The 23,791-nt window shown below is 67.2% G+C and carries 23 protein-coding genes; 12 read left to right on the forward strand and 11 right to left on the reverse strand.

Annotation, left to right across the window (positions count from 1 at the left end; translation table 11 throughout):
• Nucleotides 1–65: 65 nt before the first annotated feature.
• From AB0M45_RS22140 to AB0M45_RS22160, 5 genes are all read left to right on the forward strand, one after another.
• Nucleotides 66–890, forward strand: coding sequence for a hypothetical protein (locus tag AB0M45_RS22140; RefSeq protein ID WP_364332177.1), 825 nt, complete (start codon nt 66–68; stop codon nt 888–890).
• Between the two features lie 71 nt (nt 891–961).
• A complete protein-coding gene (locus AB0M45_RS22145; protein WP_364332180.1) occupies nt 962–1,120 on the forward strand; it encodes a hypothetical protein in 159 nt (52 codons plus the stop codon).
• A 27-nt stretch (nt 1,121–1,147) separates the two neighbouring features.
• On the forward strand, nt 1,148–1,684 hold the full coding sequence (locus AB0M45_RS22150; RefSeq protein ID WP_364332183.1) for a type VII secretion system-associated protein: 537 nt from the start codon (nt 1,148–1,150) through the stop codon (nt 1,682–1,684).
• 191 nt (nt 1,685–1,875) lie between these two features.
• On the forward strand, nt 1,876–3,486 hold the full coding sequence (locus AB0M45_RS22155) for a hypothetical protein (protein ID WP_364332186.1): 1,611 nt from the start codon (nt 1,876–1,878) through the stop codon (nt 3,484–3,486).
• A gap of 360 nt (nt 3,487–3,846) precedes the next feature.
• Nucleotides 3,847–4,470 (forward strand): hypothetical protein, encoded by a 624-nt coding sequence (locus AB0M45_RS22160; RefSeq protein WP_364332189.1) that lies wholly within the window; start codon nt 3,847–3,849, stop codon nt 4,468–4,470.
• Between the two features lie 407 nt (nt 4,471–4,877).
• Here AB0M45_RS22160 and AB0M45_RS22165 read toward each other — a convergent pair whose 3' ends face one another.
• The 3 genes from AB0M45_RS22165 to AB0M45_RS22175 all read right to left on the reverse strand — a co-directional run bounded on the left by AB0M45_RS22165 (nt 4,878) and on the right by AB0M45_RS22175 (nt 6,704).
• Nucleotides 4,878–5,495: a hypothetical protein gene (locus AB0M45_RS22165; protein ID WP_364332402.1), complete on the reverse strand. Its 618-nt coding sequence runs from the start codon at nt 5,493–5,495 to the stop codon at nt 4,878–4,880.
• Nucleotides 5,496–5,727: 232 nt separating this feature from the next.
• Complete coding sequence (locus AB0M45_RS22170; protein WP_364332393.1) at nt 5,728–6,375, reverse strand: cysteine hydrolase; 648 nt, start codon at nt 6,373–6,375, stop codon at nt 5,728–5,730.
• A gap of 2 nt (nt 6,376–6,377) precedes the next feature.
• Entirely contained in the window at nt 6,378–6,704 is a 327-nt protein-coding gene (locus AB0M45_RS22175; RefSeq protein WP_043689051.1) for a hypothetical protein, read from the reverse strand.
• A gap of 106 nt (nt 6,705–6,810) precedes the next feature.
• Here AB0M45_RS22175 and AB0M45_RS22180 point away from each other — a divergent pair, with 106 nt between their 5' ends.
• The gene (locus tag AB0M45_RS22180) at nt 6,811–7,197 is read left to right on the forward strand and encodes a helix-turn-helix domain-containing protein (protein WP_364332193.1); all 387 of its coding nucleotides are present in this window, start codon (nt 6,811–6,813) and stop codon (nt 7,195–7,197) included.
• A 27-nt stretch (nt 7,198–7,224) separates the two neighbouring features.
• Here AB0M45_RS22180 and AB0M45_RS22185 read toward each other — a convergent pair whose 3' ends face one another.
• The 3 genes from AB0M45_RS22185 to AB0M45_RS22195 are packed head-to-tail and all read right to left on the reverse strand — an operon-like array spanning nt 7,225 to nt 9,806.
• Nucleotides 7,225–7,800, reverse strand: a complete 576-nt coding sequence (locus tag AB0M45_RS22185) for a hypothetical protein (protein ID WP_364332196.1) — start codon at nt 7,798–7,800, stop codon at nt 7,225–7,227.
• On the reverse strand, nt 7,763–9,259 hold the full coding sequence (locus AB0M45_RS22190; RefSeq protein ID WP_364332199.1) for a hypothetical protein: 1,497 nt from the start codon (nt 9,257–9,259) through the stop codon (nt 7,763–7,765). The genes AB0M45_RS22185 and AB0M45_RS22190 overlap by 38 nt, the downstream gene beginning before the upstream one ends.
• 31 nt (nt 9,260–9,290) lie before the next feature.
• Nucleotides 9,291–9,806: an SUKH-4 family immunity protein gene (locus AB0M45_RS22195; protein WP_364332202.1), complete on the reverse strand. Its 516-nt coding sequence runs from the start codon at nt 9,804–9,806 to the stop codon at nt 9,291–9,293.
• 298 nt (nt 9,807–10,104) lie between these two features.
• On the opposite strand from AB0M45_RS22195, the gene AB0M45_RS22200 reads away from it, so the two are divergent.
• The gene (locus tag AB0M45_RS22200) at nt 10,105–10,611 is read left to right on the forward strand and encodes a GNAT family N-acetyltransferase (RefSeq protein WP_364332205.1); all 507 of its coding nucleotides are present in this window, start codon (nt 10,105–10,107) and stop codon (nt 10,609–10,611) included.
• Nucleotides 10,612–11,142: 531 nt separating this feature from the next.
• Nucleotides 11,143–11,958: an alpha/beta hydrolase family protein gene (locus AB0M45_RS22205; RefSeq protein WP_364332208.1), complete on the forward strand. Its 816-nt coding sequence runs from the start codon at nt 11,143–11,145 to the stop codon at nt 11,956–11,958.
• A 5-nt stretch (nt 11,959–11,963) separates the two neighbouring features.
• Here AB0M45_RS22205 and AB0M45_RS22210 read toward each other — a convergent pair whose 3' ends face one another.
• From AB0M45_RS22210 to AB0M45_RS22220, 3 genes are all read right to left on the reverse strand, one after another.
• A complete protein-coding gene (locus tag AB0M45_RS22210) occupies nt 11,964–14,975 on the reverse strand; it encodes a bifunctional [glutamine synthetase] adenylyltransferase/[glutamine synthetase]-adenylyl-L-tyrosine phosphorylase (protein ID WP_364332211.1) in 3,012 nt (1,003 codons plus the stop codon).
• A 56-nt stretch (nt 14,976–15,031) separates the two neighbouring features.
• Complete coding sequence (glnA, locus tag AB0M45_RS22215; RefSeq protein WP_364332214.1) at nt 15,032–16,372, reverse strand: type I glutamate--ammonia ligase; 1,341 nt, start codon at nt 16,370–16,372, stop codon at nt 15,032–15,034.
• Nucleotides 16,373–16,537: 165 nt separating this feature from the next.
• The gene (locus AB0M45_RS22220) at nt 16,538–18,082 is read right to left on the reverse strand and encodes an alpha/beta hydrolase (RefSeq protein WP_364332218.1); all 1,545 of its coding nucleotides are present in this window, start codon (nt 18,080–18,082) and stop codon (nt 16,538–16,540) included.
• A 177-nt stretch (nt 18,083–18,259) separates the two neighbouring features.
• Between AB0M45_RS22220 and panB the strand changes: the two genes are divergently transcribed.
• The 4 genes from panB (at nt 18,260) to AB0M45_RS22240 (ending at nt 21,589) form a co-directional block, all read left to right on the forward strand.
• On the forward strand, nt 18,260–19,117 hold the full coding sequence (gene panB / locus AB0M45_RS22225) for a 3-methyl-2-oxobutanoate hydroxymethyltransferase (protein ID WP_364332396.1): 858 nt from the start codon (nt 18,260–18,262) through the stop codon (nt 19,115–19,117).
• 179 nt (nt 19,118–19,296) lie between these two features.
• Nucleotides 19,297–19,740: a hypothetical protein gene (locus tag AB0M45_RS22230; RefSeq protein WP_364332221.1), complete on the forward strand. Its 444-nt coding sequence runs from the start codon at nt 19,297–19,299 to the stop codon at nt 19,738–19,740.
• A gap of 14 nt (nt 19,741–19,754) precedes the next feature.
• Nucleotides 19,755–20,717: a prolyl aminopeptidase gene (pip, locus tag AB0M45_RS22235; protein ID WP_364332224.1), complete on the forward strand. Its 963-nt coding sequence runs from the start codon at nt 19,755–19,757 to the stop codon at nt 20,715–20,717.
• Between the two features lie 5 nt (nt 20,718–20,722).
• Entirely contained in the window at nt 20,723–21,589 is an 867-nt protein-coding gene (locus AB0M45_RS22240; protein ID WP_364332227.1) for a CHAD domain-containing protein, read from the forward strand.
• Nucleotides 21,590–21,834: 245 nt separating this feature from the next.
• Here the strand turns inward: AB0M45_RS22240 and AB0M45_RS22245 are convergent, their stop codons facing one another.
• On the reverse strand, nt 21,835–23,286 hold the full coding sequence (locus AB0M45_RS22245; protein ID WP_364332230.1) for an RNB domain-containing ribonuclease: 1,452 nt from the start codon (nt 23,284–23,286) through the stop codon (nt 21,835–21,837).
• Between the two features lie 15 nt (nt 23,287–23,301).
• Nucleotides 23,302–23,616 (reverse strand): hypothetical protein, encoded by a 315-nt coding sequence (locus tag AB0M45_RS22250; protein ID WP_364332233.1) that lies wholly within the window; start codon nt 23,614–23,616, stop codon nt 23,302–23,304.
• Between the last annotated feature and the right edge of the window lie 175 nt (nt 23,617–23,791).

Consider the following 23,791-nt stretch of genomic DNA (forward strand, 5'->3'; position numbering starts at 1 on the left):
TCTCGATGATGAACGCCGGTGTGGCCAATGCGAATTAATGTCAAGGTGCCGGAAGTGGTATCGTCTTGATTCCGGCAACAACGGCCGGGCTCGTCATTCGACTGACTCCTCCGGTCGAGGACGTGGCGGCGGCGTTGCGCAAGCAGCTGACCGGCCTCGGCAACGAGTTGCGCATGGCCGTGCCCAGATTCAAACACCTTGACGCGGATAGTGCGAAGACGTTCAGAGATCTGCGCATCGAGGGCTTCACTCCCTCCCTCCGACGCCGCATCGAGTTCCATCCGTCCCAGGTCGAAAGCGTCGCGCTGATTGACATGGACGGGCGTCCGGCGGGTGTCACTTTTCCGACCGTTGAGCGTGACCGGGAGTGGCCCGAGCTGTCCGGCGAGTATCTGAGCGCCGACGAAACCCTCCGGCTGTGGAATCCCGGCGCCGAAATCGGCTCCCTGATGACCGCTCCGTGGGCCGCGGACACCATGCGCGGCGCCAAGCCGGTTTTCGCCGTCGCGCATGGCGGGAAGAGCCGCATATACGTGACGGTGCGCGACGGTGACGGCGGCAAATACCAAGTCGCGCTCGACGGCGCCGAGTACGGGCGGATGCTGCTGGCCAACCAGCACCTCGCTGCCGCGACGGGAAAGGCGGGCCGAAGTGGGCCGCTGGTATTGGTGTCGTGCCAAGCCGCCGATGGCTCTGTCGCACGCCGCGCGGTCGAGGTGCTGCAGCCCGAGCTGAAACGGGACATCTACGCGTCCCGCACCTATTTCGATCTGATCTACGACGGCGAGAATGCATTGACCGTCGACCAGCTCCCGGACGGCAGCTCTCCCTTGGTCAAGTATGAGTATCCCGCCACCGGCAAGAGCCCCAGAGCCGGCCCGTCACCCTGACCGTCCGCTACTCTGACCAGAGGAATCCGCCCCCGGTTTCGTGGTGGAGATTCCAGACTGGCGAGGCGGCAGTGGCGGGAGTGTCCGGCCTGACCCGCGATGTGATCGCGGCGCGAACCCAGTTCAACCGCAGCGACGACGGCACCGAGCTATCGGTGGGCATGCCACACGACGGAGGATCCCCCTTCGTGCGCTACTACGCGCCCGCCCGCGACAGGCCGTTGGGCTGACATAGGCTATGAGCAGCAGGGAGGCATGTGGACGAGCCGATGCGCGGCGCCATCCGGCAGAACAACTGGTTCGTGATCCTCGATCCGTCGTGGACGTCGGTCACCCCATGGTCCGAACCGCCCGCAGAAGTCATCGTGGGCGGCTGGATGGTGGACGAGGACGGCGGCGTCGGACCCTTCCAGCCGAATCCGTATTACATTCCGAAGGATCCAGACGCGCCGACCGACCCGACCGACGCCGTACTGCACCTGATCGCGGAGGGACAGCAGCTCGCCGACGATCTTATCGGTAGAATACGGGATTCGATGCTGCACATCGCCTGCGACGACAAGGACCGGCCGGTGCTCAGCCGGGCACCGGACGGAGCGCCGTGCGTGCTCGTCGTCACCGCCGAGCGGCACAAGCAGGGCGCGCTGGTGCCGCGCTGGCGCTCGGTAGCAGGCGCGAAACTGCCCGAGATCATCCCCGACGGCGTCGACATCCTGCTGAACCCCGCAGGCCCGGCCCCATTCCGGCTCGTCACCGCCACCCTGCGCGCAGGAGACGACACACCGGACCGATGAGCGGCCCGGCCCACATCAACTGATGGTCAATTCTCACCACCAGGCGTCGCGTCGAGCATCGTGAGCGTGTTTACTCACGGCAGGTCCTCAGACCATTGAATGTTGCGGCCGGTTGGTTGGGTTTCATGGGTGTGGTGCTACCGACAGAGGTTGGGGTATTCCTCAATTTTCTCGGAATCCCGTGGATCAACGTGGATGAAGACAGTGTCCGCGAGATAGCCGAGCATGTCCGAACCTTCGTCTCCGATGTGGAAGCCACGCTCGGTGAGGCAGGCACCGAGATCACGGCACTCGGCAATGATTTCTCCGGCTACTCCTATCAGGCACTGGTGGCATCGTGGGCGCGCTTGGACAAATCCCACATGGAAACGCTTGCGGTCGCGGGCCCTGCGGTCGCCGACGCCATGGACATGGCCGCCGGGATGATCGCCGCCTTGAAGGTGGTCGCCATCGCCGAACTCGTCGCACTGGCAGGGGCGGCCGGTGCACTGTTGTTCACCGGTGTGGGCGCCGCCATGCAGCCGCTGGTCGCGATGGCGGTGCGCCGGATCGTCACCGCGGTGCAAGACACTGTCACCGAGTACATCTTCGGAAAGATCATCGAACAGGCCATCATGCAATTCGAGGATGCCATCAAACAGCTGATCGCCGACCTCAACGCGAGTGTCTTCGACATCGCCCAAGACATCCTCGGCGTGCCGGATTCCCGCACCTCGATGCACATCAATCCGGAGGAGGTGTTGCGCCGCGCCGACCGGCTCGCCGCACTCGGTGATGATATCGGCGAACACCATCGGCGGTTCGTCGAGAAACTGGCACGCATCGAATTCGACGCCCCTGCGGCAACGCCGCCGACCCCATTCGATTTCGGACCACTGCCTCCTGCCCTGACGATGCCGGATGGTCTCATCGGGGTGTCGACCGGACACCAGGTAACCCCCGCGGCTCCCACCCCCGGACCACCCACCGCCGCCGCTCTCGCTGCTACTCACCGCGATCCTGTTAGCGCCGACCCTGCACCCGAGACAGGCACGCACCCAACCGGCGGCGCCGGGCCCGAGACTGCTGCGCCGGCTACGGCAGGCGAAGGCACCGGTGCGGCGGCCGCCGCAGATCAGCCGCGACATCCCTGGACCGTACACCAACCGACCATGCCTGCGACTCCGGAACCGGTCGACCACCATCGCACCCCCGGTGTGAACACCCTCCCTGCCGCAGCCGGCCAAACGCCCGCCAACCAGACCTCCGCCGACTCCGGAACCGGGCACTCACAGGCACCACTTTCTGTATCTGCCGCCGCTGTCGCCGCGACCGAACCGATCCCCGATGCCGGAGACGACGCATCCGCAGCCACTCCTGCGACCGCAGAGGAAGACCAATTCCTCCGGTCGGCGCCCGAATCCGGTCAACAACCGGCATCCTCCACACCTGCCCCGGGAACCGCCTTGCCCGGTCGCCCGACCCGCACGCGTCGGAAGCGTGATGCTGCCCCCGTCCCCGTTCCTGCCGCTCCCTTACCCGAGGACTCCGTCCTCCCGGCCGAACGCGTAGCTCCCGCTGCCACCGCGGGCAGCACCCCGTGGTCGAAACCCACCCATCCACAACCGGTCTTCGCCCCACCCAGCACCACCCCACCGCCTTCCACATCCACCCGGCCCGCCGAGACACCACCCCCGGTCGACGACAACAGCGGTGTCAGCGCAGGTGAGAGTGTCGGAGGAACGGACGCCTCGAAACCCGCACCCGATAAGTCTTTCGCCGGACGGAACCCGTGGAACCGATCGGAGAACGTCGGTTCGTAGTACGCTTCCAACAGCAGGCGCACCACTTCCCCGACGATCTTGTCGCTCCAGGTGGGCAAGCCCAGCGAGCGTGAGGTTCCCCCTGGAAAGTGGGCACCGATTCAGCAGAAATGCGGCCAGCAGATCAGATTCACGCCTCGCAGCGACGCAGGCATGCCCGTCCGAAGTTCACCGTCCCCCCGGCTGCCGGATCACCTGGTCGATGGGTTGCCGCCGAGGAACCAGCCCATTGCCACAGCGAGTATGACGGAGCGCACACCGCAACGGTGGCGACCGAGTGAACCGGTGGCCGCAGCAGTTCGTAATACGGGTGACGAGATGCAATGTGCGCTCATCGAACAGTGACGAAGGGTACGAAACATGAGCTCAGCCAATCGATTCCAGCGTGCCGCTGTACCGGCCGCGGCGGCCGCGGTCGTTCTTGCAGGCCTGCTGAGCGCCTGTGGTGGCGACAAAGATGGCCGGCCAGAGCCGGCGGCCGCGTCGACGTCGCAGGCGGCATCGTCCACCACGTCCACCGCTACGCTGGCAACCGCTGCGGGACAGGCCTCCGCAGTGGCGAAAACGCAGGGCTGGCTGAAGATCTACGGCGGCGCAGCACCGGCCGGGACCGCGAATGTGGTGCAGCTCAATGTGACCGACAATCCGAGTGTCGGACAGTATGTGTCGGACGGGTCGGGCCGGGCGCTGTACCGGTTCGACAAGGACACCGCGAAGCCGTCGGTGTCCAACTGCGCCGGGCCGTGTGCCGTGACGTGGCCGCCGCTGATCGTGGCCCGGGACCAATCGGTCTACGCAGCGGGAGTCGACCCTCAGCTCGTCGGGTTCATCGAACGTCCCGACGGTACATGCCAAATCACCATCGCAGGTTGGCCGGTGTACTACTTCTCCAAGGACAAGAAGCCGGGGGATCTGCTCGGGCAGGGCGTCGGCGGGACATGGTTCGCAGTAGCCCCGGATGGCGGCAAGGCCACGCGCGATTGACCGTGTACCCGGCGAGAATGCTGGACACGCGCTGTGGAGTGATTCGGGTTCGAGGTTTCCTTCGCGATACACCAATGGATCAGGATCGGCCGGATCTTCATCAGGGTCAGCGGGATGGAACAACCTGGCGTACCGCGCGAACCCGCTGGGCCCTAGCGAGCGCAGTGGTGTCCACGAATCACCGCGCTCGGTCAACCAGCGGGCCTTCGAAACGTCCGGTTGGTAGCGCAGCGGTATGCTCGCGCGTGCCGCAGACATAGCTGCCCGAGGAGTGGCGGGGCGATGACCGTGGCATCGGGTTCGCAGAGATTGATTTTCTCACTCGGTGAGCAGACCCGTTCTCGGTTCGGATCTTTCGGTGCGGCGTAGACTCGAACTACCAGCATCACCGTGCGACACCGAAGTCGTTATCCGACGTCCACCCAGTCGGTGCAATCGATTTTCACGTGGTCCCCGCCATCGACCGTGCACAGCCGGAAAGCATAGTAACCGGCCGAATACTCACGGACAACGGTCATGGAATCACCAGCGCCACCCCCGACGTACTTCTCCTCCGTATCTCCGTTGGACTTTTTGCGGATGTAGCCCATGACGCCATACCCGTCCTTTTTGCTGTCCTCGATCCTGAATTCGTACCGTCCGGTGCCCACCTGGCGGTAATAACTTCCCTCGCAGCCTCCTCCACAAGCCCAGCTGGCATTCGCATGCCCGGCCGTTCCGGATATTGCCACCATTGTGAGCTCACAAACAATCGTGCCGCCCAATATGTTTCGCTTCATGATGAGATGCCGTCCCTCTACCGAATTTCCGCCGGGGTGACGGCTTTTCTCGTCGGGCAGCGCCTCGGTATAGGCCAGCCGCGAGTAACCGTCGATCGCGGTGCGCAGAAACGCATAGCCTGCCCGAGTGCGTCTCTTCGTGGGAGCGACGGCCTTGGGCCTGCTGGACCGTTCTTGCGCACCGCGCCGACAGCCGAGATCGACCCGGTCGAGATCGTGGCAGTTCGCCGAACAACGCTGCACCAAGCGGCAGCGCCCGCTCCACGGTCAGTGGGGCATTACGGTGATTCACGGCGGTTCTTTCGACAAGGGCGGACGTGGTAGTTGGCGCTTCACATCCTGCCGCCGAAAGAACCGCCCTCAGCTCACCACCTTCGCCACCGCGTCACCAACGGCATGACCCGCGACAGCTAGCAGTCGCCGGGCGACGCCAGCAGCTGCCGGGAGCTTCTGCTGAATCGCTATGCGATGGATCGTCTCACGGTGCGCCCCGGCTCATCAGGCCGTTCAAGGTCGCCGTGTCGGTCGTAAGCGATCCTCCAGTGAATTCCAGTGCGGCGTGGGATCTTTCGGCGGCATCAGGATGGCCCGCCCCACAGGCGTCGGCTACCACGATCGGCAAGTAGCCCAAATCCACACTGTGCCGGACGGTCGGCTCGATGCCCACCTCCATGGCGATGCCCGCGACGGCGAACGTGTCGATTCCGCAGTCGCGCAACGCGATGTCGAGTGGGGTCGCGGCGAAGGCGGACATGGTGATCTTGTCGAACACCACCTCGTCGGGGCCGGGGGCCAACTCGGGCACCAGCTGGAACTGCGGCGAGCCCTGCGGGAAGCTGGAAATCAGCTCAGCGGGGTCGTCCACGCGCTGCCACTGCATGGCGGTGCGCAGTTGGGCGACGCCCGACGCGGCGATCGGCAGCGACATGTGGCGGGTGTAGAACACCCGGAACCCGCCCGCCCGCGCGGCATCGCGCAGTTGGACGCACGCGCGCACGATCTTGTCGCCGTCCGGGATCTGGCGCACGATGCCGACCTGCATGTCATAGATGAGCAGGGCCATCCGCGCGGGATCGCAGGCGTCCGGGACGGTCTGCGGAATACTGAGGCCGAAGGCGTGCCGCATGCTCACGCGGTCCGGTCGTAGGGCTCGGCGACGTCGACCGCCGGGTCCATCAGCGCCTCCAGCGGCAACGGCGCCTGCACCGGAACATAGGTCCACTCCAGGTAGCCTGCCTTGGTGAGCGGGAAGTCCGCGACGTACTTCTGCGCCTCTTCGACACTGTCGACTTCGAACACGATCACCACGCCGGGCTCGTCGGCGCGGGCGTAGTTCTCCCGCACGATGCCCGCCTTCCACAGCCGCCACACATTGGCGACCTCCTCGGGCAGGTAGGGGTTGATCGTCTCCAGCGTGACGCCCGGCTTGAATCGGTCGAAAACGATGACCTTCATAGGGTTTTGCTCCATGTCTGCGTTGGTCGATACGAACGGCATACATGGAATCGCGACGATTACAGTGTTACAAGAACGCACTTTTTGGTGAGTACCCGGAGGCCATGTGCCCGACAAGCGCTACAACTGCGCCGTAGAGGTGACCGTCGACCTGATCGGCGGCAAGTGGAAGCCGGTGATCCTCGCCCACCTCAAGGAGGGCGTGCACCGCTACGGCGAACTGCGCCGACGCATGCCGACCACCAGCGAGAAGATGCTCGTCCAGCAATTGCGTGAGCTGGAATTCGACGGCTTGGTCCACCGCACCGTCTTCGACACGGTGCCGCCACAGGTCGAATACACCCTCACCGAGGAAGGCCGCACCCTCGTCCCCGTCCTCACCGCCCTCTACGACTGGGGCGAACAGCGCGCCGCCCGCACCAGCCTCACCCTCCACGCTCGAGTCCGCGTCAGGGCGTTCGACAAAAACCCACCTGACCACTCTGTGCAGTGAGGGTGCGAAAGTCGTCGATCTGCCGCGTCACGAGCGCTGCCGGCGAGACCACAGATAGCACCCGATCAGCACGGCGAGGGGGAACATCGCGACAAGAGCCAACGGGCCGACGCTGTCGAGCATGGAAGAGGAGTCCCTGGCAGCGGCGTTCTGCTCGCGCAGTGGTTCGCTGGTGGCGCCGAGCCAGACCTTCCCACGTCGACCAGGTACCACATGCTGGAGAGACTGACCGATTACGTTGGTCAGATCCGGGTGGACCTGCTCGAGTGACGACCGAGTGAGCTGATTCAGTGGTATCTGGCTGAAGTCGACGCCACCATAGGTGTAGGTCATGTCATAGAGGTAGTCGCCACGCTCGATCCGTTTGGTGACATTGAATTCGTGCTTGTTGTATGAATCGACATACTGGTTGAACACATCCCGTGCAGACCATGGTTGCAGCGCCGGCCAGTTGGTCACATCGCCACTATCGATGATGCTCGCCAGCGCCCCACCGGTGGCATGGCGCTGGCGGTACCACTCGGCAGCCACTCGGCTCAGATACACCTGACGCAGCTCGGCGAATTCAAGTGCACCGTTGATCGCGTCCTTGATCCTGGGCAAGACCAGATTTCGGAAGGCGGTTTCCAAACCCGCGTCCGGAACGACACAGGCGCTGCCGGTCGACCCCTGTGCCCGCAAATAGTCGGTCTCCGACTTGACGTCCAGCGGCGCATCCACGATGTACAGGCCGCCATTCTGCTCGTACACGCCGGCCGGGCTCCGGGACGATCCACTGCCTTATGGCGATGCAGCTCCCGCCGGCGAGGTTCGAGCTTCCCCAGAACTGCTGTCCTATCGGGCTGTCGGGATGGATGAGGGTGCCGACGAGTTTCTTCATCTGGAAGTCCGCTTGCAGCAGAATGCGCCCCACGTCGGTGCTACCGAGTCGGTCATCGACGATCCGATCGGGCTCAGCGGGATTCAAATTGACCCAGAATGTGGAGGAGGGAAGGCTCAGCCACACGAAGAAGGCGTCCGAGGCCCGGGCCATCGCGAGCCGGCCCTCGGTGGGCCCGTGGTCGGTGCCAGTGGTGGCCGATGCGTCGAAAGCGTATTCCAGTTTGCCGCCCTGCCCTTCCGCCAGGTAGCGCAATTGCAGCGTCGAGAAGTCGATGCCTCCCGGGTCGGCGCCAGGTGCAAGCGCCCGAGCCGCTGGCCCCTGCGCGGGATCGTCGCCAGGCGTGGTGAAGTCGTGATATCCCAGCTGGGCGGAAGCGTCCGGGCCCACGGGGAAGTCCCGCGACGTCCATGTGTCGTAGATCTTCATCATGGCGTTCTGCGCGGCGGCAGGCGGCTTGTCGCTCTTCTCCTCGGTGATATAGCGCATGTCCCGCAGGTCGGGAAACCATGCGCCGACCTGCAGATTCGCCCGGCACTGGGTAGGCCCGTTGCAGGGGATCCGCTCGGAGAGGCCGACATCGGCTCTGGCCGAGGGGTGGTGCTTCTTGACCACCTCTTCCAAGTAGAGGTCGGCCACCCGTTCCGAGTGCAGTCCCGAGCGCCGTTCGGCGTCGATGGCCGGGAAGTTCTTCACATCCCATTGATCACTGGGATACCAGGAGGTCCGCCAGTCACCGAGTGGCCTCCCCTGGGGGTCGGCCAAGGGTCTCAGTTGCGGGTCGACCACCGTCCACTGACCGGTGGCCGGATTGTCCAGACGATAGATGTCGATGACCGCGATCGTGGTGGCGTTGTTGAATCGGGACAGACTCGGGGCGACCACGACATAGATCGTTCCGCCGACCGAGAACTGGAAACCCGCGGCGTTGCGGTCCCAGGAGACGTTCGCCGTAGGCTGCTGATCTTTCGGTACCCCAGTGGCGAGATCCTCGGTATGCCGGTACCGATACAGCAGGATCGGGATGTGCATGGGGTCGCCGGGAAAGACCTTTCTGAGCTGGTAATTCTCCTTCGGAGCACCAGTCGGCCCGGCATGGACCGGCGCGAGGTCGAAGCCGCTGAACAGCAGCGCGAGAACTATTGCGAGGACGAGGCCGGACAGTCGGCGCCACGGCGCCACGACCTTCGGTCAGGTGCGGACGGGATCGGGATCATTGCCACTCCGTCTCCAGATCCGAGAGGGTCCATCGCCAGGGCGCGTCGTCGGACAATGCCGCTGGATCTCGCTCGGTGAGCGGCACTCGGACGCTGTTCACGGCATCCAGGAGCAGTTGTTCGTCGACCTCCTCCAGGCTCAGCACGTTGTGGTTGAGCAAGCCATGGAAGTACACGAAAAGGGCGAGATTCGAGTTGTAGAACTCTCTCTGGTCACCTGGGTAAGCGCGGTGCATCCGGTACACCGCCTCCGATTCGAGTTCCACCCCGAACACGCTGTTGCTGGTGTTCTCGGCGAACACCAGATACTCGCGCCCACCGCGCCGCATCGGCGCAGACAACCGATCGTCGCGGAAGAAGGTGTAATCCAGTACCGGGAGTGTGGGAAGTCCTATCGTGGTCAAAAATTCCCGGGTCGCCGACGGTACGCCGACCGGCAGCAACTCCGCCGAAACCGGCTGCACACGCCCGTCCCACACGCGGCGAATCTCTTCAGCCGACAAATCCGTCATCCGAAATCCCCTTCCTTGCCCCTGCACAAGTCGAGACGCGTCGGCCGCGTCGCTCATCTCGGCACCGGTGCGATGACCTGGTATGCCGAAAGCGCTGCCACTTAGCACTTGGACAAGCGATCGAGCAGCGGAAGCGCCGGCCGCCGTCGCATCGTCCCATCAGTTCGCGAACAGTCCAGCATCGCGTACATGGAAAGTCACCGCAAGCCAACAAAACTGGGGTGTCAGCCGCGCCGACAACGAACGGCCGCAGACCGGGGCGAACGACGCGCTTCCGACCGCCACTACTGTCGATGGCGTGACACCCCCGCTGCTGCGCCCCGCTACCCGCGATGACGAGTCATTCCTCTGGGAAATGCTGTACGAGGCGTCGCATGCCGCCGAACAAGGCCTGACCTCACCCGACGCTCTCCGGACCCTCCCGGACCTGTCCCGCTACGTCGACGGCTGGGGCGCACAGGACGACCTCGGCGTTGTCGGCGCGACAGCCACCCACCCGGAGGGCGCCGCCTGGATCCGGCTGTTCACCAGCGAGAACCCCGGCTACGGCTACGTCGACGACACCACCCCGGAACTCGCGATCGCGGTCTCACCGGCGGCCCGCGGCACCGGCCTCGGCACCGCTCTGCTGACTCGCCTCATCACCGACATCCAATCCCGATACCCCGCCATCAGCCTCAGCGTCCGCGCCGAAAACCCCGCCCGCCGCCTCTACGCCCGCCTCGGCTTCACCGAAGTTGTCGGCTCCGAAATCACCAACCGCGCCGGAACCACCAGCGTGACAATGCTTCTGCGGTTCCGATGACAGCGAATGGCGTGGTCGTCCGAGCGGGTGAATCGGGTGACCGGGACTCGGGGATGCGGGGTAGTTGCGGCCGCTCCGAAACATATGCATCACAGTCGCACGGTTTGCTCGTTCCCAATGTGAGGAAACTGCGTGTTTCCTGGTCTACTTGGAGGAGTGCAACGCGTCTTCGAGGGTCCTGCTGTTCGTGCTGGTAATGCCAGCGGCGAAGAAACTGTTGATCGACACCGCCCTACCGCAGAAGGGCGGCGGGCACGGCGAGGTAGTTCGACCCCGATGCGCCCAGATGGTCGGCGCTTGCGGACGCGGTGGATCGCCAGGGTGCTTGCGCCGGCAGCGGTGATGCTAGGGGCTCTGACGACAGCGTCCGGGGTGGTTGTCGCGGACCCGCCGTCGTCTCGCCCGAATACGGGGTCGTCCGACGGCTACAAAGCCCCCTCGGAAAGCTCCGCCCTCCCGGCCCTACCGGTTGTCGACCGTGTCGAGCCGATCACCGACCGGTGGCTGCGCGTATTCGTGAACTCACCCGCGATGAAACGCGTGGTGCAGGTGCAGGTGCTGGTGCCTGCCGAACGTAGCCGACCGCGACCGACTCTGTACATGCTCGACGGTCGTGGCGCTCCCGAGAACAGCAGCAGCTGGATCGAGTACGGCCGGGCGCGAGAATTCTTCGCTGACAAGAACGTCAACGTCGTGCTGACCACGGGCGGTCCGGCCAATCTCTACACCGACTGGCAGCGCCGCGATCCGGTCCTCGGCACCAACAAATGGGAGACGTTCCTCACCCGCGAACTGCCGCCACTGATCGATGCGCACTTCGAAGGCAGCGGCCGCAACGGAATCCAGGGTGTCTCCATGGGCGCCGAAGCCGCGATGATGCTCACGTTCCGGACACCGGGCATGTATTCCGTCGTCGCGGCCCACAGCGGCTGCTACACCCTCACAGGCGCTGGTCAAGCCCAAGCCCGCGGGATCGTCGAAACCTACGGCGGTAATCCGGACAACATGTTCGGCCCACCGAATGATCCCGACTGGCTCGCCCACGACGTCATGGCACACGCGGAAGCCTTGCGCGGCACCGCGATCTACCTGTCCAGCGGTAGTGGAATCCCCGGCGAACACGATCTACCCGGCAAGGTCGAGCTCCCCGACACCATCACCGTCGGAGGCCCGCTCGAAGCCGGAGCCTTCGGATGCGCCCTCGCACTCGCGAACCGGCTGAACCAACTGCAGATTCCGGCGACGGTGAATCTACGGCTCACCGGCACACACTCCTGGCCGTACTGGGCCGACGAACTGTCCCGGTCCTGGCCCACCATCGCCGGAGCGCTGCACATCGGCAACTGACGGAATCAAGCGCCGAAGACGCGTTCGACCACGGCTTTGGCGCGCCGGGTGACGCGCATGTAGTGGTCAAGGAATTCGCTGCCGTCGCCGGAGGGCCAGCCGGCCACACGTGCGACGGCGGACAGCAGGCGGCCCGGGCCGGGGAGCTGGTCGGTGGGCTTGCCGCGCACCAGCACCAGGGCATTGCGTGCCTTCGTGGCGGCCAGCCAGGCGTCGCGCAGCAGCGCGACGTCGTTCCCGTCGAGCAGTTCGGTCTGCTCGATCACGTCCAGCGACTGCAGCGTGGACGTGTTGTGCAGGCCCGGCACCTCGTGAGCGTGCCGCAGCTGCAGCAATTGCACCGTCCACTCGATGTCGGCCAGACCGCCGCGCCCCAGCTTGGTGTGGGTGGCCGGGTCCGCGCCACGGGGCAGGCGCTCCGCGTCGACCCTGGCCTTGATCCGCCGGATCTCGCGCACCGCGTCGGCCGACACACCACCCTTCGGATACCGCACTTTGTCGATGACGTGCAGGAAGCGCACCCCGAGTTCCTGGTCGCCCGCCACCTGATGGGCACGCAGCAGCGCCTGCACCTCCCATGGCTGCGCCCACTGCTCGTAGTAGGCGGCGTATGCGGCCAGCGTGCGCACCAGCGCGCCGTTGCGGCCCTCCGGGCGCAACCCTGCGTCGACCAGCAGCGGCGGATCGGTACTCGGCGCCCCCAGCAGTTGCTGCACCCGGTCGGCCACCCCGATCGCCCATTTGACGGCCTTGGTCTCGTCTTCACCCTGGCGCGGGTCGCAGACGAACAGCACGTCGGCGTCGGAGCCGTAGCCGAGTTCCATGCCACCGAGCCTGCCCATGCCGATCACCGCGATATCGGCCGGCGCCGCAGATCCACGCTCGGCTTCACTCGCCCGGATCACCGCCAGCAGCGACGCCTCCAGCACTGCCACCCACACCGACGACAACGCCCGGCACACCTGCGGCACGTCCAGCATGCCGAGCAGATCGGCCGACGCCACCCGCGCCAGTTCGTGCCTGCGCAGTGAACGCGCTGCGGCCACAGCGCGTTTCGGGTCGTCGTAGCGGGCCGCCGCGGTGAGAATGCCGCGCGCGACCTCCTCCGTTTGCGGACCGAGCAGCAGTGGACCGCTGGGACCGTCGGCGTACATCCGGATCGTCTCGGGCGCGTTGATCAGCAAGTCGGGCAGATATTCCGAGGAGCCGAGCACGATCATGAGCCGCTGGGCGATGGCACCCTCGTCGCGCAGCTCGCGCAGGAACCAGATCTGGTCGGCGAGCCCCTCCGACACCCGCCGGTAGGCCAGCAGGCCCGCGTCGGGATTCGGTGTGTCGCTGAGCCATTCGAGCAGCGTCGGCAGCAGCAGAGCCTGGATGCGTCCCTTGCGGGAGACGCCGCCGGTCAGCGCCTTCAGGTGTCCGAGCGCGTGTTCCGGCGCCGCGTAGCCGAGCGCGGCGAGCTGCCGGATGGCGGCTTCCGGGCTCAGCCGCAGCGCGTCGGGCTCCAGCCGCACCACCGATTCCAGCAGCGGGCGGTAGAACAGTTTGGCGTGCAATCGCCGCACCCGCACCGCGTTCCGGCGGATCTCGCTGGTCAGTACGCCCACCGCGTCCTGCCTGCCGTCGGGGCGGATGTGCGCGGCGCGGGCCAGCCAGCGCATCCCCTCCTCGTCGTCGGCGGCGGGCAACGTATGCGTGCGACGCAGCCGCTGCAGTTGCAGCCGGTGCTCGAGCAGGCGCAGGAACTCGTACGACGCGGTGAGGTTCGCCGCGTCGTCGCGGCCGACGTACCCGCCCACCGCGAGCGCGGTCAACGCCTCGACGGTGCCCTGCACATGCAAGGTCTCGTCCACCCGCCCGTGTACCAATTGCAGCAGCTGCACGGCGAATTCGACATCGCGCAGGCTGCCGTGCCCGAGTTTGAGTTCGCGTTCGCGCAGATCGGCGGGCACCAGGTCCTCCACCCTGCGCCGCATCGCCTGGACGTCGGCGACGAAATCGGGACGCTCCGAGGCCGTCCAGACCATCGGCATCAGCGCGTCGCGGTACTGCTGGCCGAGCACGAGATCACCGGTCGCCGGGCGGTTCTTCAGCAGCGCCTGGAACTCCCAGGTGCGCGCCCAGCGCTTGTAGTAGGCGATGTGCGAGTCCAGCGTCCGCACCAGGGCACCGGCCTTGCCCTCCGGCCGCAACGCCGCGTCGACCTCGAAGAACGCTTGGCCGGCCACACTCATCAGCTCGGCCGCCAGCCGCGTTGCGGTGGCGTCGGCGGGCTCGGCGACGAACACCACGTCGACATCGCTGACGTAGTTCAACTCGCACGCGCCGCACTTGCCCATCGCGATGACGGCCAGCCGCACCGGCACCGGTTCGTCCTTGCAGACCCGTGCCACCGCGACGGCCAGTGCCGCGGTCAGGGCGGCATCGGCCAGGTCGGTGAGGTGTCGCCCGACCACCTGGTACGGCAGCACCGGCTCGTTCTCCACGGTGGCCGCCAGGTCCAGCGCGGCCAGCAGCATCAGCTGGTCGCGGTAGCGCTGACGCAGCGACGCCACCACCTCAGGGCCCGAGATCCCGGCACGGAACAGCATCGGCGCCGCGCTGGGCCCCGGCTCCGGCTCGGCTTCGATGACGGCCAGCAGGTCGGCGATCACCTCGTCGCGACCGGGCAAGTCCTTGCGGCGCAAGATCTCCCAGGCCGACGGCCGGGCGACCAGGTGATCGGCCAACGCGCTGGACGAGCCGACCAACGCGAACAGCCTGCCGCGCAACGACGTATCCGTGCGAATCGCCGAATCGACCGCGGCCCACTCGTCGCCGATGCTCTCGCGCAGCCGCATGAGCGTGCTCAACGCGAGATCGGCGTCCGGCGCGCGGGACAGCGCCCACAGCACGGGAATGCTCTCGACGTTGTCCCAGCCCAGTTCGCGCAGCGACGCGGCAGCGGACGGCTCGAGCAATCCGAGCCGACCGACGCCGGGGACAGCGGAGCGGGCAGACGGTGGCCGGACCATGGTTCTCAAATTACCTGGCCGAGACCGCGGGCATGCCGCCGAAGGTCATTCCCGGGTTACAACCCGAGATATTCCTTGAGTTCGAACGGCGTGACCTGGCTGCGGTAGTCCGCCCATTCCCTGCGCTTGTTGCGGAGGAAGAAGTCGAACACATGCTCGCCGAGCGTCTCGGCGACCAGCTCGGAGCGCTCCATCGCCTGCAACGCCTCGTCCAGCGTGCCGGGCAGCTCGCGGAAGCCCATCGCACGCCGCTCGGCGGTGGTCAGCGACCACACGTCGTCCTCCGCCTCGGGCGGCAGGTTGTAGCCCTTCTCGATGCCCCGCAGACCGGCCGCGAGCAGCACGGCGAAGGTCAGGTAGGGGTTGCACGCGGAGTCGGGACTGCGGATCTCGACGCGGCGCGAGGATGCCTTGTTCGGCGTGTACATCGGCACCCGCACCAGGGCGGAGCGGTTGGACCGGCCCCAGGAGGCCGCGGTGGGCGCCTCGCCGCCGTGGATGAGGCGCTTGTAGGAGTTCACCCACTGGTTGGTGATCGCGCTGATCTCCGGGGCGTGCTCGAGGATGCCCGCGATGAACGCCCGAGCGGTCTCCGACAGGTTCATCGGGTCGTCGGGGTCGTGGAAGGCGTTCGTCTCGCCCTCGAACAGGCTCATGTGCGTGTGCATCGCCGAGCCGGGGTACTGGGGGAACGGCTTGGGCATGAACGTCGCACGCACGCCCTCGTCGATGGCCACTTCCTTGATCAGGTAGCGGAAGGTCATCACGTTGTCGGCCATGGACAGCGCGTCGGCGTAACGCAGGTCGATCTCCTGCTGGCCGGGTGCGCCCTCGTGGTGGCTGAACTCCACCGAGATGCCCATGGACTCCAGCGCGTCGATGGCGTGGCGGCGGAAGTTCGGCGCCGAATCGTGCACGGCCTGGTCGAAGAAGCCACCGGTGTCGGCCGGAATCGGCAGGCTGCCGTCGTGCGGGCCGTTCTCCAGGAGGAAGAACTCGATCTCGGGATGCACATAGCAGCTGAAGCCCACATCGCCGGCCTTGTTGAGCTGGCGGCGCAGCACGTGGCGCGGGTCGGCCCAGGACGGCGAGCCGTCGGGCATGGTGATGTCGCAGAACATGCGCGCGGAGTGCTGGTGGCCCTTGCTGGTGGCCCACGGCAGCACCTGGAAGGTCGACGGATCCGGCCGGGCGACCATGTCGGCCTCCGAGACCCGGGCGAAGCCCTCGATGGCCGAGCCGTCGAAGCCGATACCCTCTTCGAACGCGCCTTCTAGCTCAGCGGGGGCAATCGCCACGGACTTCAGGTAGCCCAAGACGTCGGTGAACCAGAGACGTACGAAGCGGATGTCCCGCTCTTCGAGCGTCCGCAGCACGAATTCCTTCTGGCGATCCATGCCCGCGAGCGTAAGCACCCGGCGTTAAATCTGTGTTACATACACGCTTAAGATTGCTGAGCAGGATTTTTTCGGAAGACTCTGCACAGCCGGATCGTCCGCTTTGTGAGCTTTTCCCCGCGCGGGACGCTCCGCGTCACCGTTCAGCAACCGATCCGGACGAGCTCAGCAGGTGAGTCCCGGCGCGGGTTCGGTCAGGTCGATCAGATAGGCGATGACCGCGTCGTCCACGCACGGCACACCGCCCGCCAGCGCCACCGTGTGCCGGTTGCCGCGGTAGGTGATCAGCGCGGCGCCCAGTTGGGCGGCCAGGTCGACACCGGCCTGGTACGGCGTCGCCGGATCCTCGGTGGTGGACACCACCACCGTCGTCGGCAAGCCGGTCACCGAAATCCGGTGCGGTTCACTGGTGTTCGGCACCGGCCAGGCGGTGCACAGCTCCAGCGGCGCCGCACCCGTGCCGCGGCCGTCGTCCAGGAACGGCGCCGCCTTGCGGTATTCGGCGTCCTGCCGTCCCGTCACGGCGCGGTCGGTGATGCGCGGATCGTCCACGCAACGGATGGCGTTGAACGCGTCGGTGGTGTTGGTGTAAGTGCCGTCATCGCGGCGGCCGTCGTACAGATCGGCCAGCAACAGCAGCGTGTCGCCGCGCCCGTCGCGCAGTTCGGACAATCCGAGGGTCAGCGCCTTCCACAGCTCGTCGGTGTAGAGCGCTTGACGCACACCGGTGAGCGCGTCGCCGTAGCTCAACCCGCGCGGATCGGTGGTCGGCGCCGGCTTGTCCCACAGCGGGTCGACCAGCTCGCGGAACCGCCGTACCGCCTGCGCGGGATCGGTGCCGAGCGGGCAGTCCGATTGCCGGGCGCAGTCGGCGGTGTAGGCGTCGAACACCTTCTGGAAGCCCGCCGCCTGCCGCAACGACTCCTGCACCGGGTCCTGCGAGGAATCGATGGCACCGTCGAGCACGAGGGCGCGCACGCGTTCCGGGAACTTCTCCGCATACGCCGAGCCGATCTTGGTGCCGTAGGAGTAACCGACATAGCTCAGCTTCGGGTCACCGAGCGCGGCCCGCAGGACGTCGAGGTCCTGTACCACCTCGCGGGTACCCACGTGGGCGAGGAAGTTCTTGCCGGTCCGTTCCGTGCAGCGGTCGGCGTAGCGGCGGTTGTCCGCCTCGGCGTCGGCGATGCCCTCCGGCGAGTAGTCCTCCTGCGGCTCGGCGCGCTCGGCGTCCTGCTCCTGCGCGGTCTGGCAGACGATCGATGGAGTGGAGGAGCCGACGCCGCGCGGGTCGAAGCCGACCCGGTCGAAGCGCTCGGCCAACGGTGTCTTGTTGCCCAGTGACGACATGCCGAGCCCCGACTCCCCCGGCCCGCCCGGATTCATCAGCAGCGAACCGATGCGGTGACCGGTCGCGCGGACCCGGGACACCGCGATCTGCGCGGTCGGCCCGTCCGGCGCCGCGTAGTCCACCGGAACGGTGATCCGTGCGCAGTCGGTGTTCGGTGGAAGGCGGTCGTCCCGTCCGCCGAATCCGGTGCACTCGCCCCACTGCACGGTCTGGCCGTAGAACTTTTCCAGGCCGGCGGGCGGCGTCGGCATCGGCTGTCCCGTTTCGGTGCGGGTGATGGCGCACCCCGCGCCGAGCACAGCAACCGAAGCCAGCACCGCCACCACGAGCGCACCGCGCTCACTCCACACCGTCGACATACCTCGATATTGCCAGCAAACACCGCCACCTCCTCGGGCAAACCCGCCCGGCGCTGTGACCAATTGCACCGGTCATCGGCCTTAAGCCGCCCGGGCCACGGGTGGCACACTGGGTTTCGTCAAGCAATCCCGGGGACCCGGACGGGCCCCGAGGCGACACAGACGAAAGGGACGATGATGTCCGTATCCGATTCGGAAACCCCTGCCTACGGTGCGGTGCCCGCTGAGACCAAGAAGGTCGTGCGCAAGACCCGGGTGCACCATCTGCGGCAGATGAAAGCCGACGGTGAGCGCTGGGCGATGCTGACCGCCTACGACTACTCCACGGCACGGCTGTTCGAAGAGGCAGGCATCCCGGTACTGCTGGTCGGCGACTCGGCCGCCAACGTCGTGTACGGCTACGACACCACCGTGCCGATCACCGTGGACGAGCTCATCCCGCTGGTGCGCGGTGTGGTGCGCGGTGCCCCGCACGCGCTGGTGGTGGCCGACCTGCCGTTCGGCGCTTACGAATCCTCGCCGCAGCAGGCGCTGGCCACCGCGACCCGGTTCATGAAGGAAGGCGGTGCGCACGCGGTGAAGCTGGAGGGCGGCGAGCGCGTCGCCGAGCAGATCGCGGTGATCACCGCGGCGGGCATCCCGGTGATGGCGCATATCGGCTTCACCCCGCAGAGCGTGAACACCCTGGGCGGCTTCCGCGTGCAGGGCCGCGGGGACGGTGCCGAGCAGCTGATCGCCGACGCGATCGCGGTGCAGGAGGCGGGCGCGTTCTCCGTCGTCATGGAGATGGTGCCGGCCGAGCTGGCCGGACAGGTCACCCGGAAGCTGACCATTCCGACCATCGGCATCGGCGCAGGCACCGACACCGACGCACAGGTGCTGGTCTGGCAGGACATGGCCGGCTACACCAGCGGCAAGACCGCGAAGTTCGTCAAGCGCTTCGGCCACATCGGTGACCAATTGCGCGCCGCGGCAGCCGCGTACGCCGACGAAGTGCGCCAGGGCATCTTCCCCGGGCCCGAACACAGCTTCTGACCCGGCGTTCGCACCGAAGACGACGACCGGCCGGGCAGTGCGCCCATGCCTCGCGCTGCCCGGCCCAACGCTGGAACCGCTCGGCTGAACTATTCCCAGCGGAACCAACCGGTTCGGGCCGGTCGGCGAAATCAATGGCAGACTCGATGCCGACAATACCGACACGACCAGAGGTACCGATGCCGTACAGCCGTTGGATTTCACGCAGCTCCCTGCTGATCGCGGGCGTTTTCGCCGCCGCGGCCCTGACCGCGTGCGGCAGCGAGTCGAGCCCGGCTCCCACCGGCAGCGCGACTTCGACCACGGCATCCGCGACGCCGGGCACAACCACCGGCCGCACCACACCGGCCAGCCCGGAGATCTCCGACGCCGCGGCGAACCAACTGTGCGACATGCTCCGGCCGGAACTGTCCAACTGGCGTATCCAGGGCGGAACGCTGGGCAAGATCGGGCTCAACGCGCTCGTGCACGAGTGGGCGCTGCGCAACGGCGGCATCAACGCCGCGGTGCTGGCCGACAAGCCGATCATCGACCGCGCCGCCACCAAGAGCTGCCCCGACGTGCGCCAGCAGGCCATCGAAGCACTGGGAATTCCGGACCTGGCCTCCGGACTCGCCTTCTGAGCCGGGCGGGCCGAATGCGCACCCTCTACCCCGAGATCGAACCGTACGACTCCGGCATGCTCGCGGCCGGTGACGGCCAGTCGGTGTATTGGGAGGTCAGCGGCAATCCGGACGGCAAGCCGGTGGTGTTCCTGCACGGTGGCCCCGGGGGCGGCACCGCGCCGTACCACCGGCAGTTCTTCGACCCGGCCGCCTACCGGATCGTGCTGTTCGACCAGCGCGGCTGCGGCCGCTCCACGCCACACCTCGCCGACGGCGCGAGCCTGGAGCACAACACCACCTGGCACCTGATCGCCGACATGGAGGCGCTGCGCGAACATCTCGGCATCGAGCGTTGGCAGGTGTTCGGCGGCTCGTGGGGTTCCACGCTCGCGCTGGCCTACGCGCAGCGGTATCCCGAACACGTGACCGAACTGGTGCTGCGCGGCATCTTCCTGTTACGCCGCAAGGAAATCGACTGGTACTACAACGGCGCCGCCGGCTACGTCTACCCGGACGAGTGGGCGAAGTTCCTCGCGCCGGTGCCGGAGGACGAGCGCGATAACGATCTCGTCGAGGTCTATCACCGGCTGCTGCACTCGCCCGACGAGCAGGTCGCCCGCGCGGCCGCGATCGCGTGGTCCACGTGGGAAGGCGCGACGAGTTCGCTGCTGCCACACCCGGATCGGGTCGCCGAAACGGCCGAGCCCCGGTTCGCGCTCGCCTTCGCCAGGATCGAGAACCACTACTTCCGCCACGGCGGCTTCCTCGACGAGGGCCAGCTGCTGCGCGACATCGGCGCCATCACGCACATCCCCGCCGTGATCGTGCAAGGCCGCCACGACATCGTCTGCCCTGCGGTCAGCGCGTGGGAGCTGCATCGGGCGTGTGCCGGTTCGGTCCTGCACATCGTCGCCGACGCCGGGCACGCGGCGAACGAGCCCGGCATCACCCATCACCTGATCGAAGCGACCGACCGATTCGCGAAAGAGGGGTGAGCGCGGTGACCACGGCGGCGAACGCTCTTGTCGCGGCACTGCGGGACGATATCGACCGGCTGCTGGCCGCGGAGCCCGAAGTACGTTCCGACGCACCGGATTCGGTGCACCAGATGCGGGTGGCCACGCGCCGGCTGCGCAGCGTGTTGCGGTCCTATCGTGGGCTTTTCGTCAAGGAGCCGGTCGCGGTGATGGTCGCGGAGCTCAAGTGGGTGGCCGGACTGCTCGGGGAGGCCCGGGACGCGGAGGTGCGCGCCGACCGGTTCGCCGCCCTCCTGGCCGACCATGGCGGGCAGACCCCGCCTGCCGAGCTCGGCCCGGTCACCGCGCGCCTGGTGATCGCCGAGCGCGAGCGCTATCGCCTGGCCCACGCCGAGGTCCTGACCGCGTTGGACAGCGAGCGCTACCGCAAGCTGCGCGACGAACTGTCCGAATGGCGCACCGACCCGCCGCTGCGCCACTCCCGCGTCACGGGCGAGGCCGCCGACGTCTTCGGCGATATACTGCGCAGCGATCTCGCCAGGGTCGAATCCCTCGTCCGCGCCGAGCCGACGGTCGCCGCGACCGAGCGCATCGAGCTGCTACACGATATTCGCAAGAGCGCCAAGCGTTTACGCTACTCATGCGAGGCCGCGGCGCAGGAAGTGGGCGATGCCGCCGATCTGGGCAGCCGCGCGAAGAAGCTGCAGACGGTACTCGGCGACCACCGGGACGCGGTGGAATCCCGCCATGCGATCCTCGATCGAGCGGCCGAGGCCGCCGCGGCGGGCGAGCCCGCGGACCTCTACGAGATCCTCGCTGACGCCGAGGACGCCGCGGCCGGTCGCGAACTGAGCCGCTATCCCGCCACCGCCGCGGCGCTGTTCGGGTAGATCACCGCTGGCCAGGTCCCCACCAGCCCCAGCGCGGCAGGGCATCGATGGACCGACACGGCACCGGGGCGGGCGCGTAATCGCCGCCTCCGTCGCGTACACCCAATACGCGCATCCATCCGAGGCAGCGAAGGTCGCTCCACTGATCCAGCCGGCAACAGGCGCACCCGGACTGTCGCCCGTTCCGGCGGCTCGCCTACGTAGCCGATGCGCCCCGAGCGCGCTGCGCTCACTGAGGCGCATATTCACGCCGGGTACGCGAAGCTCACTTTCCGCTCTCTCGGGTCCGCAGACACCACGCGTACCCGCACCGCCGACCCCTCCGGCGGCTCGCCCAGGCACGGCCCGAGGACCGGCGGATCGGCGATGAAGATCACCGCGGGACGATTGCCGTTGGCCTCGCGCACCACCACGGCATCGAACTCGGTGCCGATCCGCCGCGCGAGCAAGGTCGACTCGGTCAGATCGATGCAGGCACGCTCGATCTTGCTCGCGACGCCATCGCTGCGCCGCATGCTGTCGGCCGTGCGCATCAGCCCGTCCCGTACCCAGCGCGGCACCTGCGTGCCCGCGCAGCGGGCCAGGCAGATCTCGGTCGCGAATCGATCCGACAGCCGTCGCAACGGGGCGGTGACGTGCGCGTACGGCGCGCCGATAGCATTGTGCCGCAGTGCTTCCGGCGTGGGCGGTGCCCCGGCCGCACCCGCGACCACGGTGTAGGACGCACCGCGCAGCAGAGTCGTCGCCTCGGACATCAGCACCAGCGCCGCGGGGGTGTTGGGATCCAGGCGCGCCAGCATCTGCCCGACCGCTTCCTCGGCGGGCCAGACCACGCCCAGCGCGTGCGCGGTGCGGCGCATGGAGTCGATCGCGGATTCGGCCGGTGGCGGCATGGTGCGCAGCAGCGCGAGCCGCTCCTCGGCGGGAACGTTCCCGTTCAGCATGATCTGCGCCGCGCACATGCCGGTCAGCAGCGAGACCTGTTCGTTCCAGTCGTCGGCGGCGGTGCGCGGTTCGACCACCAGCCGCCAGTGTCCGTTGGCGCGCTCGTCCTGGACGACGGATTGCGCTGGCAGCCGCAGCCCGATCGCGCCACGCGCCAGCCCCGCCGCGATGCGCCGCGCGCCGAACTCCGGCAGAGCCGCGATCGAGGGATGCAACCGACCGGCCTCGGCGTCGGCCTGCACGCCGGAGTAGTCGAGCCGGGCGCGGGAGCGCACCGCGGCCCGCACCACCGAGAAACGCTGGGGTTCGGCATGCTCGTCGAGTTCGATGGTCCACAGCGCGGCCGGGCGAGTTCGCCCGGGCAACAGGCTCGCCGAGCCTTCCGACAGGGTCGGCGGGTGCAGCGGCACCGTGCCGTCGGGGAGATAGAAAGTCTGCCCCCTGGCGCCGGACTCCATGGCGAGCGCGCCATCGGGAGCGATCACGGCACCGACATCGGCGATGGCGTAGTGCACGAGGAAGCCGGTGGGGGTACGTACGAGATGCAGGGCCTGGTCCAGATCCACGGCCCCGGGCGGGTCGATCGTCACGAACGGGATGTCCGTGCGATCGACCCGGTTGCCCGCGAACGCGTCGACCGCGTCACGGGCCTCCGCGCTGGCCTCGGCGGGATACGTCGAGGCCAAGCCGAACTCGGAACGAATGGCGCCGAAATCTACCGGCGCCGAGACGATCCGCTGGTGGAGTTCCACGCTACGGCGCCGGTCCTACTGCAGCGCCAGCATGGTGCCGCTCAACTGATCGAACGGACCGTACACGGTGAAGGTGACCCGGCCACCAGGGACCGAGGACGACACCTGTGCCGCGGCGTCCAGCGCCTGACCGAAGGAGGCGGCGGACGGATGCGGCAGCCCGGCGATGGCCAGACCGACGTGATTCTGATGCACCCACACCGTGTCGGTGGGACTGAGGTCGACTTGAACCCCACCCGGCAGCGGCGTCACCGCGACCGCGTTGGCGGAGCCGGCGCCGAGCACCGCTAAAACCGAGGCGGCGCCTGCGACCAATGCGCCGGCGACCATGGAGCGAACTACTCGCATATGTGTTGAGACCTGCTTTCCCGCGATCGAAGTATGAATGGCCGGGTGCTGCCCCGCACCGGGCCTTGCCAACGGCGACTACTTTATGACGTCGATCACTCTTACGGCCAGTGGCGCACGAACCGGGGCGGCGAAAATCTCGCGCTGCGACACCACA

Origin of the sequence: Nocardia sp. NPDC051787, from assembly GCF_040681325.1 — a bacterium.
GTDB lineage: Bacteria > Actinomycetota > Actinomycetes > Mycobacteriales > Mycobacteriaceae > Nocardia.